The following is an 11,200-nucleotide window of genomic DNA, read 5'->3' as shown; positions in this document are numbered from 1 at the left end:
TCAGCGCTGCGGATGCCTGCCCCGGTGCGGCCCCAGCCAGCTAGTTAACTTCAGTGCGTGTTGTCAAAAAGGGCACACAGTTTGAAGCTATGACGCCTCTGCTGCCCCCTCAGGGTTATCCGCAGCGCTGAGACTTTTACGTTGGGCCAGGAGCCCCACGCGGGGAGGCGTGGGGCAGTTCGCGGCCGACCATGGATGGTCATCCGCGAACGGTCCGTCCGGCACGACGTGGAAGTCGAAGGTACCGCTTTAGCGGCGCGAGGACGGCCCAGAGGGGGCAGTAGTGGCGGCAGAGCCCGCACTGAAAAGAAAGGCCACTTATCAATAAGTAGCCTGAGTTTTAACTGACAAGCATTGCACCATTAATGGCGACCGCCATCATTAAACCGGTTTTCCGGCCTCAAGAAATGCCTGAATAAACGGTTTCAACACCTTCTGCAACTGCGCAGCGCGCGCCTGTTGCCAGGCGAAAGGTGGCGTCTCGTCCATATAATTTAGCTGCGCCAGCTCCAGCTGCACCGCTTGCACGCCCTGCTCCGGCTGACCATAGGCACGAGTAATATAGCCACCTTTAAAGCGGCCATTCACCACCCAGCTGTAATCGCTTTGCGCGGCGCAGACGTTCTGAATCGCTTCAATCACCGCTGTGGAGCAACTCGCGCCCTCGTTGGTTCCGATGTTGATGTCAGGCAGTTGGCCGTCAAACAGACGCGGGATCACTGAGGCAATGGAGTGGGCATCGAACAACAGCGCATAACCATGCTCGGCTTTCAGCCGCGCCAGCTCTTGCTGAATCTGTTGGTGATAAGGCTGCCAGATATTATCAAGGTAGCCCTGACGCGCACTGGCACTCGGGGTTTTGCCCTCGGCAAAGGTCGGGGTACCGTCAAACAACGTCTCAGGATAAAGCCCGGTGGTGGCAGTGGTGTAAAGCGGCTGGTTATCCGCTGGGCGATTAAGATCGATAACAAAGCGCGAGTAGTGGCCAATCAGCACGCTGGCACCCAGATCGCGCACAAAATCATACAACAACGGAATATGCCAGTCGGTATCCGGCAGACCGCGTGCGGCATCGCTCAAGCCAGCGTCCACTTCCGGTGTTAATTGGGTACCCGCATGCGGAATACTGACCAGCAGCGGCAGCCTACCTGCAGTAAAATGAAAAGGGGTCATTGCGCTTCTCCACGATAAATAACCTGACACGGCAGTTCGCCGCCCAGCCAGTAAACCAGCTCAGCTGGACGAGCCAGCGGCCAGTGCACAAAATTCGCCACCTTGCCCGGCTCCAGCGAGCCGTGCGTGCGTTGTAATCCCAGCGCCTTTGCTCCCCATAAGGTCACACCTGCCAGCGCTTCCTCCGGAGTCAGGCCAAACAAGGTGCAGCCCATGTTCAGCATCAAACGCAGTGAAAGCGCGGGAGAGGTGCCGGGGTTAGCATCGCTGGCCAGCGCCATCGGCACACCATGTTTGCGGAACAGTTCCACTGGCGGGCGTTGCGTTTCACGCAGCAGATAAAAAGCGCCCGGCAGCAATACCGCCACCGTGCCATGCTGCGCCATCGCTTTAGCATCGTCTTCGGTCGCATACTCAAGATGATCGGCTGACAGCGCACCGTACTGAGCTGCGAGCGTGGCACCGCCAAGCGCAGAGAGCTGCTCGGCATGCAGTTTCACCGGCAAATCCAGCGCTTTGGCGGCATCAAACACCGCGCGGACCTGTTCAGGGGAAAACGCCAGATGTTCGCAGAAGGCATCGACCGCATCCGCCAGCCCCTCGGCCTTGACCTGCGGCAACAGGCTATTACAGATGATATCGATCCAGCCCTGCGGATTCTGTTTAAACTCCGGCGGAAAACCGTGGGCCGCCAGGCAGGTAGCGAGCACGTCAGCAGGCACTGTTTCTGCCAGCTCGCGGATGGCGCGCAGCAGGGTCAATTCACTGGTTTCATCGAGGCCGTAACCGGATTTGATCTCTACCGTGGTAACCCCTTCGGCCAGCAAACGATCGAGCCGCCAGCGCGCCGATGCCACCAGTTCAGCCTGCGTAGCCGCGCGTGTAGCACGCACCGTCGAGAGGATACCGCCACCCTGCGCGGCGATCTCGGCATAGCTGACGCCATTCAGGCGCTGTTCAAACTCCTGGCTGCGGTCGCCGCCAAATACCAGATGGGTATGGCAATCCACCAGCCCAGGCGTGATGATGCCGCCATCAAACTGATGCTGCTCACGGGACGTAAAATCCGGTAACGCGCTGCGCGGCCCTACCCAAATCAGTTCACCGTTATCCACTGCCACGGCGCCGTCGGCAATCAGGTTATAGTGACCATCTCGCATCGTCACGATATCGGCCCCCAGCCACAGGCTGTCGATCTGCTTCGTTTCTGCCATCCCACTCCCCTTCACGTCTGACGATTTACACTGCGCATTAAAGTATGTATATGTATATACAACTATCCACCCTTAAGGATCAACCATGGCCGTGTTTTTTGCCCCACGCGCGCTGCTGGCCGACGGCTGGCATGAAGACGTTATCATCACCACCGATGCCTCCGGGCAGATTACCGAACTCACGCCCAACAGCGCTTGCGGCAGTGCAACGCGCCTGGCAGGCCCGGTGATCCCGGCAATCGCTAACCTGCATTCACACGCCTTCCAGCGCGCCATGGCCGGGCTGGCAGAAGTGGCGGGTGACCCCCAGGACAGTTTTTGGACCTGGCGCGATCTGATGTATCGCATGGTGCAACGCCTGTCACCCGAACAGGTGGGTGATATCGCCACGCACCTGTATATCGATATGCTGAAAGGTGGCTACAGCCAGGTGGCGGAGTTCCACTATTTGCATCACGACCCGCACGGGAAACCTTATGCCGATGATGCGATGCTCCAGCAGCTAATCGCCGCTGCCGACACTGCCGGCATTGGTCAGACACTGCTGCCCGTGCTCTACAGTTACAGCGGCTTTGGTGCTCAGCCAGCCAGCGAAGGACAACGTCGCTTTATCCAGCAGACTGACGTCTATCTGCAACAACAGCAACGCGTAGCCCAGTGGAGCATGCACAAGCCGTTACTTAATCATGGCATCTGTTTCCACTCGCTGCGCGCGGTGAGTGAAGCACAAATGCGTGATGTGCTCGCCGCCAGCCACGCAGAGGTGCCGGTGCATATTCACGTCGCAGAGCAGGAAAAAGAGGTCAATGACAGCCTGGCCTGGAGCGGTGAGCGCCCCGTTGCCTGGCTCTACAATCGCTTTGAGGTGGATAAACGTTGGTGCCTGATCCATGCCACGCACCTTGATGACAGCGAGATTCAGCGCATGGCGGCCAGCGGCGCCATCGCCGGATTATGCCCCACGACCGAAGCCAACCTCGGTGACGGTATTTTCCCCGCAGTGGAATACATCGCACGCGGCGGGCGTTGGGGCATCGGCTCCGACAGCCATGTCTCGCTCAGTGCGTTAGAAGAGCTGCGCTGGCTGGAGTATGGTCAGCGTCTGCGCGACCGTCGCCGCAATCGCATCACCTTGCCGCATCAACCTTCGGTGGGCGATCTGCTCTGGCAGCAGGCGGCGCAAGGTGGTGCCCAGGCATGCGCCATTGCCACCGGTGAACTGGCGGTGGGCAAACGCGCCGACTGGCTGGTACTGGATAACGATGCCTTCCTCGGCAGCGTCAACTCCGCTTCCCTGCTCAACCGCTGGTTGTTTGGTGGCACGCAGCGCCAGATTCGCGATGTGTTTGTCGCCGGAAACCAGGTGATCAGCGAAGGCCATCATCCCGCCGAAGAAGCCGCGGCGGCACGCTTCGCTCAAGCCATGAGTGCACTGCAATGAGAACGCATTTTGATTATGGCCAGTTGCCGGTGAGCCGCTGGCGCAATGGCGGGGGAGAAACCCGTGAAATCGTCAGCTTCCCGCCAGGTGACGCACAATTTGGCTGGCGCGCCAGTATCGCCACCATTGACGCCGATGGCCCCTTCTCCCCTTTCCCCGGTATTGACCGGGTGATCACGCTGCTGCACGGTGACAGTGTGCTGCTGCGCAGCGAGCAGGTGCAGCAGCGCTTGCTGCCGCATCAGCCATGGGCATTTCCTGGGGAATGGGCGGTTGAGGCGCAGATCAGCGGAAGCTGTCAGGATTTCAACATCATGACGCGCCGCGACAGTTGGCTTTCTCAGGTTGAGGTGGTTCAGCAGCCTGTTACCAGCACGCATGGCGTTGCCTGGGTGTTGAGCGGAGAGTGGCAAACCGCAGACCGGGAGAGGCTGACGGTGGATCAGGGTATGTGGTGGCTGGATGAAGAGACGACGCTGGCTCCGCTCTCGGCAGAAGCCAGCCTGCTGTTTGTGACGCTTAACCGTGTCCCCTGAAACGACCGAGTAACTTATAGCGCGAGCCTGGGTAGAGCAGGCGCGCGTAAGTCACTATCTTGTTGTCACTCCAGGTTTGGCGGCGGATCAACAAGCAAGGTTCATGTTCATCCAGCGCCAGATGCTTACGCTGGCGCAGATCCGGCAGCACCGCTTCCACAATATGCTCACCGGCGGTCAAAGGCGCGACACGCATCAGATAGGTATAAGGCGTGAGTTGATGATAATCCTGACTAAGGTAATCCGGTGCCACCAGTGGGTTAACCAGACGATCTTCCAGCTGAACCGGCAACTCGTTTTCATAATGGACGATCAGTGAATGGTAGAGCGTTTGCCCGGTCGATAATCCCAGCACCGCCGCCTGTTCAGGATCGGCCTTCATCTGACCAATGGATAAAATTTTGCAGCTGTGACGATGGCCGCGCTGAGCAATTTCATCCGCGATATTGTGCACTTCCAGCATCGCGGTGTAGCCCTTCATCTCGGCGACGAAGGTGCCCACGCCCTGCATACGCACCAGAAACCCTTCACTGGTCAGTTCACGCAGCGCACGGTTGATGGTCATACGGCTGACGCCCAACTCATTGACCAGTTCGCTTTCGGATGGCACGCGCTGGTTGGCTTTCCAGTGGCCTTCACGGATCTGGCTGACGATCGCCTGTTTCACGCGTTGATAAATCGGTGCTGGCTCATCGCCCATCGCTGCGGCCAGCTGTGCTATTGCCGTTTGCTCCGCCATATCCTGTTCCTTTTCCGAATAATGCCCAAAGTTTACTGTCTCAGCGCGTAAATGTATATACATCTAATCGTGCAGACAGCACGCCAACAGTGCAGTCCTCTCCCCTTTTCAGTGCAATGCGTTACCGGCTTAGCCAGCGGATGCGCATTGCGGCGCATTTCACAGAATCAGATCAATCTGGCATAGCGCTTGCTACTTGTATAGACAAGATTAGACACTTATGCTTCACTCACAGCATTCCATGGACGTCCGGGCGATTTTATCGCGGTAGCAAAGCGACCGGACAGTGCCAGATCACTTGTATAGACAGGAGTAGACTATGTCAGGTTCGGTTCAGGAAATTCGCCTCGTTCCCGGTGAAGTGGACCTCGCCACCTTGCGAACCATTTATCAAAGCAAGGTGACGCTCACGTTAGCCGATGAGGCGCGTGCGGCCATCTATCGCGCCAACGAAACCGTTGATGCCATCGTCGCATCGGGCAAAGTGGTGTATGGCATTAATACCGGCTTTGGCAAACTGGCGCAGACGCAGATCCCCTCTGAGCGTCTGGCCGAACTGCAACGTAACCTGGTGTTATCCCACAGTGTCGGCCTGGGCGAATTACTGCCGGATAACGTGGCGCGTCTGGTGGTTGCCACCAAAATCATCAGCCTGGCGCGCGGCCATTCCGGCGTGCGCATCGAACTGATCGAGGCGTTACTGGCGCTGTTCAATGCGGGCGTCATGCCTTGCATCCCAGAGAAAGGATCGGTCGGCGCATCGGGTGATTTAGCTCCGCTAGCCCACTTGTCACTGATGCTGCTGGGCGAAGGCCAGGTGCGTGTTGAGGGCAAACTGATCCCCGCCACCGAAGGTCTGGCGCGTGTCGGCCTGCAACCGATTGTGCTGGGACCCAAAGAGGGTCTGGCACTGCTTAACGGCACCCAGGTTTCCAACGCCCTGGCACTGCGCGGTCTGTTCGAAGCCGAAAACCTGTTTGCCGCAGGATTGATGGCAGGTGCACTCTCGCTGGAAGCCATCAAAGGCTCGGTGAAACCTTATGATGCGCGCATCCATCAGGCTCGCGGTCAATCAGGGCAAATCGCCGTGGCTGCTGCAGTCTCAACCCTGCTGGAAGGCAGCGAAATCCTCAGCTCGCATACCAATTGTGGACGCGTACAAGACCCCTACTCTATTCGCTGCGTCCCTCAAGTGATGGGAGCCTGCCTGGATAACCTCAGCCACGCAGCACGCGTATTACAGATTGAAGCTAACGCCGCATCGGATAACCCGTTGGTGTTCAGTGATAGCGGCGATGTCATTTCTGGCGGCAACTTCCACGCCGAGCCAGTGGCCTTCGCCGCCGACATTATCGCGCTGGCGATTGCTGAAATCGGTGCCATCTCCGAGCGCCGGATGGCACTGCTGCTGGATACCGGCCTTTCGGGCTTGCCACCATTCCTGGTGCGTGATGGCGGTGTCAACTCCGGCTTTATGATTGCACAGGTGACGGCGGCCGCGCTGGCCTCGGAAAATAAATCCCTTGCTCATCCGGGCAGCGTTGACAGCCTGCCGACCTCTGCCAACCAGGAAGATCACGTCTCAATGGCGACCTATGCCGCTCGCCGCCTCGGCGATATGTGCTTCAACACTGCCGCCGTGGTCGGTATTGAAGCGATGGCAGCAGCCCAAGGCATTGATTTCCACCGTCCGCTGCAAAGCTCTGCTGCGCTAGAGCAGGAGATGAGCCGAATTCGTGAAAACGTGGCCTTCCTCGATCACGACCGTTTAATGGCGCCGGATATCGAATCCATGCGTCTGTGGGCCAGCAGCCATGCCTGGCCAGAATCCCTTACTGCGCTGCTGCCAAGCCAGCGTTCTACTACCCATTAAGGAACCGATGATGAGCGAAACTTTGTCTCAGGCTGTAGCCCGTGAAATCCGTGCGCCGCGCGGTAATGAACTGCATTGTGCTAACTGGTTAATTGAAGCGGCTTACCGCATGATCCAGAACAACCTCGATCCTGATGTGGCAGAACGCCCGGAAGATCTGGTGGTGTACGGCGGTATCGGTAAAGCAGCCCGTAACTGGGAGTGCTTCGAGCAGATTTTACGATCGCTGCGCGCCCTACAGCCGGAAGAAACGTTATTGATCCAGTCCGGCAAACCGGTGGGCGTATTCCGTACCCATGCGGATGCCCCGCGTGTGCTGCTGGCGAACTCCAACCTGGTGCCACACTGGGCCACCTGGGATCATTTCCACGAGTTGGATAAAGCCGGGTTGATGATGTATGGCCAGATGACCGCAGGTTCATGGATCTACATCGGCGCGCAGGGCATCGTGCAGGGCACCTTTGAAACCTTTGCCGAAGCCGGTCGTCAGCATTACGACAGCGATCTGCGTGGCCGCTGGATCCTTACTGCTGGTCTGGGCGGCATGGGCGGCGCACAACCGCTGGCAGGCGTGCTGGCCGGTGCCAGCGTGCTGGCGATTGAGTGCCAGGAATCACGCATCGATTTCCGTCTGCGTACCCGCTACGTGGACCACAAAGCCTACACGCTGGACGAAGCGCTGGATCTGATTGAAAAAGCCACCAAAGCGAAACAGGCGATCTCTGTTGGCCTGCTGGGAAATGCCGCCGAGATCGTACCGGAACTGGTCAAACGCGCTAAAGCGGGTGGCATGAAACCCGATATCGTGACGGACCAAACCTCTGCACACGACCCGATCAACGGTTATCTGCCGATCGGTTGGGATGTTGAGCGCTGGCAGGCCGAGCGCGTCAGCAACCCGAAAGCGGTAGAACAAGCGGCACGCGCCTCAATGGCCGTACACGTGCAGGCGATGCTGGATTTCCACCACATGGGCGTGCCCACCGTGGACTATGGCAACAATATCCGTCAGGTGGCGCTGGATGAGGGTGTGAAAAACGCCTTCGACTTCCCAGGCTTTGTCCCGGCTTATATTCGTCCGCTGTTCTGTGAAGGCAAAGGCCCGTTCCGTTGGGTGGCGTTATCAGGTGACCCGGAAGATATCTACAAAACCGATGCCAAGCTGAAAGAGCTGTTCCCGGATCATAAGAACCTGCACCGCTGGCTCGATATGGCGCAGGAGCGCATCGCCTTCCAGGGCTTACCCGCGCGCATTTGCTGGCTGGGCCTCGGCGAGCGTCATAAAGCCGCGCTGGCGTTCAACGAAATGGTGCGCAATGGCGAGCTGAAAGCGCCTATCGTGATTGGTCGTGACCATCTGGATTGCGGTTCGGTGGCCTCACCTAACCGTGAAACCGAAGCGATGAAGGATGGCTCTGATGCCGTGTCCGACTGGCCGCTGCTCAATGCCCTGCTGAACACCGCAGGCGGCGCGACCTGGGTGAGCCTGCACCACGGCGGTGGCGTGGGTATGGGCTTTTCGCAGCACTCTGGCGTGGTGATCGTCTGCGACGGCACTGCTGAAGCCGATGCGCGCCTGAGCCGTGTGCTGTGGAACGATCCGGCAACGGGCGTGATGCGCCATGCGGATGCCGGTTACGAGCTGGCACAGAGCTGTGCGAAAAAACATGATTTGAATCTGCCAATGCAGAAATAGATCTACCGGTGCGCAGCAATGCGCACCTTGGCCTGATAACCGTCGCGGCGCGAATTATCGCATCGCGACGGTTAAAATCACTCTGCGACCACATCGTATATTCCATTCCGCTATACCCTATAGCCAAATTATTCCGTTCCGCGATAGACGCCACCCTGCGCTTACCACTACATTGAACACATCACCTCGTGTCAGAGAAATTGCAGCACAAGCTGCTGATGGAGAGCCTAACTTTATGAGCCTGCCTGCCGTCCTGCTGGAAAACGCCCTTAACTGGCGTCGTCAGTTACACCAACATCCTGAACTGGGTTACCAGGAGCAACACACAAGTGAGTTGGTGGCAAAGGTGCTTGCAGAAGCAGGGTTACAGGTGTTTCGTGGGCTGGCAGGAACGGGCGTCATTGGCACGCTGGAAAATGGTCCGGGGCCGGTCATTGGCCTGCGTGCCGACATGGATGCGCTACCGATCACCGAGAAAGGTGCACCCGCGTGGAAATCCAACCGTCCGGGCGTGATGCATGCCTGCGGCCACGATGGTCATACCGCGATTCTGCTGGCGGCCGCCTGCCAGCTGGCTGCGACACGCCATTTCAAAGGCACGGTGCACTTTCTGTTCCAGCCCGCTGAAGAGAACCTTGGCGGCGCGCGCAAAATGGTGGAAGAAGGTTTGTTTACCCGTTTCCCCATGGATGCAGTCTATGCGATGCATAACTGGCCTGGTTTACCGGTGGGTTCGCTGGCGGTAAATCCAGGGGCGATGATGGCCTCGCTCGATTCGTTTGAAATCACGCTCAATGGCAAAAGCTGCCATGCGGCCATGCCGGAAAGCGGAGCCGACCCGATGGTGGTGGCGGCGGAACTGATTCTGGCGTTACAAACCATCCCTTCACGCCGTCTGTCCCCACTGGCTTCTGCGGTGGTCAGCGTGACGCAAATCCACGGCGGTGAAGCGATTAACGTCATTCCAGAGCAGATTGTCTTGCGAGGCACGGTACGATGTTTGCAGACCGACGTGCGCGATCGCGTGCGCGGTCTGATTGAAGATTTCGTCACCACGCTGCCACGCCCGTTTGGCGTCAGCGGTGAGATTCACTGGTATCCTGGTTATCCCGTCACGGCCAACCATCCCGTTCCCGCTGAGCAAGTGCGCGATGTCGCTTACCGCGTGTTGGGGGAATCGCAGGTGCACTGGCAGGTTAACCCTTCCATGGCATCGGAAGATTTCGCCTGTATGCTGGAACATTGCCCCGGCGCTTATTTCTGGTTAGGTGCCGATGGCGCAACGCCTTCTGCCCCGCTGCATAATGCCCATTACGATTTTAATGACGAGCTACTGCCGATTGGTATCACCTTTTGGCAGCAGTTGGTGGAAAGCGTATTGGTGAAAGATTGATTGAGTGACAATTTGATGTGTTCATCCTGGTGCGCATAAATGCGCACCCTACGTAAAACGCGCCAATGCATTGTATGGTCGCCATTTATGGTGACCGAAAGGCGCTTAACTGACGAGCATTACGTGATTAATGGCGACCTTGCTGACGCTAAATCCCAGCCTGCTGCAATCGCGTTTCCGCTTCATCCAGATTGGCAGATTCGCCCGTCGCCACTAAACAGCATGCCAGCTGTAAACGCAGCGCCTGTGGCACCGCGCGCTCACCGGCCAACACCTGTTTAATCCACTCAGCCGTATCCTGCGCGTTTTTACTTTCCGGCAGTGCGACGCTGGTTTCCGGCTGGCGCTCAATCCACACTTCAGCCTCTGCGCCCGCGCCCGCGATGTAACTGATCGCCGGACAGCGCTGCGGATTGGCGTACACCTCACCTTCGGTGCCGTTGAGCAGAATGGCGGGTGCATCGATATCCTGGAAGAACTTGCCGACGCGCGGCACATACTCCGGGTGTGAAACACTCGACAAACGCAGCGCTGCGCGTTCAGCAAACGGCGTCGCCAGCTTCGCCAGCGTATGGGCACTGTTGCGTACGCCCATGCGCCAGCGCAGTGAAAGCTGTTTCGCCATCGGCGCACAGAGATGATCAATGGTGATAAAGGCCAGCTCACCGCTATCGAGTTTGGCCTGCGCCTGCTGCGCGTTTATCACTGAGACAATATCCAGCGCGGCCAGCACCGCTTCGGTGGTGATGCGGGTAGGATCATCACTGACACCGTGCAGTAACACCGGGAAACCGAGCTTGTTGAGCAGCAATGCCAGCAGCGGCGTCAAATTGCCCTGACGACGGGCGCCATTGTAGCTGGGGATGACAATGGGCATCGGGCGATGGGCCGGAGGTTGCAACTGCATCATCTGCTGCTGCATGGCGTGGTAGAAACCGCGCATCTCCTCTTCACCTTCACCTTTGATGCGCAGCGCGATCAGCACACCGCCTAACTCCAGTTCGGGCACTTCGCCCGCCAGCATGGCGCTATACAGCGCCACCGCCGTGTCGAAATCGATATCGCGCGCATGGTTCTTACCGCGCCCAATCTCTTTGATAATTTTGTTCAGTTCCATCAAGGCATTCCCGCTTCC

The 11,200-nt window shown here is 58.2% G+C and carries 9 protein-coding genes; 5 read left to right on the top strand and 4 right to left on the bottom strand.

The annotated features are described in order from the left end of the window. Positions 1-381: 381 nt before the first annotated feature. Together hutG and hutI are read right to left on the bottom strand one after the other, a co-directional pair. Positions 382-1,173, bottom strand: coding sequence for an N-formylglutamate deformylase (gene hutG, locus QMZ30_RS09075; RefSeq protein WP_283227099.1), 792 nt, complete (start codon positions 1,171-1,173; stop codon positions 382-384). Further along, positions 1,170-2,387 carry an imidazolonepropionase gene (hutI, locus tag QMZ30_RS09070; protein WP_283227098.1) on the bottom strand — a complete coding sequence of 406 codons (1,218 nt, stop codon included), beginning with the start codon at positions 2,385-2,387 and terminating at the stop codon, positions 1,170-1,172. Before hutI ends, hutG begins: the two co-directional genes overlap by 4 nt. An 85-nt stretch (positions 2,388-2,472) precedes the next feature. Here hutI and QMZ30_RS09065 point away from each other — a divergent pair, with 85 nt between their 5' ends. Continuing rightward, entirely contained in the window at positions 2,473-3,828 is a 1,356-nt protein-coding gene (locus QMZ30_RS09065) for a formimidoylglutamate deiminase (protein ID WP_283227097.1), read from the top strand. Further along, positions 3,825-4,364 (top strand): HutD/Ves family protein, encoded by a 540-nt coding sequence (locus tag QMZ30_RS09060; protein WP_283227096.1) that lies wholly within the window; start codon positions 3,825-3,827, stop codon positions 4,362-4,364. The genes QMZ30_RS09065 and QMZ30_RS09060 overlap by 4 nt, the downstream gene beginning before the upstream one ends. Here QMZ30_RS09060 and hutC read toward each other — a convergent pair. Then, on the bottom strand, positions 4,348-5,103 hold the full coding sequence (gene hutC / locus QMZ30_RS09055) for a histidine utilization transcriptional repressor HutC (protein WP_039329607.1): 756 nt from the start codon (positions 5,101-5,103) through the stop codon (positions 4,348-4,350). The genes QMZ30_RS09060 and hutC overlap by 17 nt on opposite strands. Positions 5,104-5,422: 319 nt before the next feature. Here hutC and hutH point away from each other — a divergent pair, with 319 nt between their 5' ends. The 3 genes from hutH (at position 5,423) to QMZ30_RS09040 (ending at position 10,065) form a co-directional block, all read left to right on the top strand. Then, positions 5,423-6,976: a histidine ammonia-lyase gene (gene hutH / locus QMZ30_RS09050; RefSeq protein ID WP_283227095.1), complete on the top strand. Its 1,554-nt coding sequence runs from the start codon at positions 5,423-5,425 to the stop codon at positions 6,974-6,976. A gap of 10 nt (positions 6,977-6,986) precedes the next feature. Beyond that, entirely contained in the window at positions 6,987-8,672 is a 1,686-nt protein-coding gene (gene hutU, locus QMZ30_RS09045) for a urocanate hydratase (protein WP_039329610.1), read from the top strand. A gap of 235 nt (positions 8,673-8,907) precedes the next feature. Continuing rightward, complete coding sequence (locus QMZ30_RS09040) at positions 8,908-10,065, top strand: M20 aminoacylase family protein (protein ID WP_283227094.1); 1,158 nt, start codon at positions 8,908-8,910, stop codon at positions 10,063-10,065. 148 nt (positions 10,066-10,213) lie between these two features. Here the strand turns inward: QMZ30_RS09040 and ybiB are convergent, their stop codons facing one another. Then, positions 10,214-11,182: a DNA-binding protein YbiB gene (gene ybiB / locus QMZ30_RS09035; protein ID WP_283227093.1), complete on the bottom strand. Its 969-nt coding sequence runs from the start codon at positions 11,180-11,182 to the stop codon at positions 10,214-10,216. Positions 11,183-11,200 lie beyond the last annotated feature (18 nt).

Origin of the sequence: Pantoea sp. EA-12, assembly GCF_030053355.1 — a bacterium.
Lineage (GTDB): Bacteria > Pseudomonadota > Gammaproteobacteria > Enterobacterales > Enterobacteriaceae > Pantoea > Pantoea vagans_C.
This window is presented reverse-complemented; position numbering and strand designations above follow the sequence as displayed.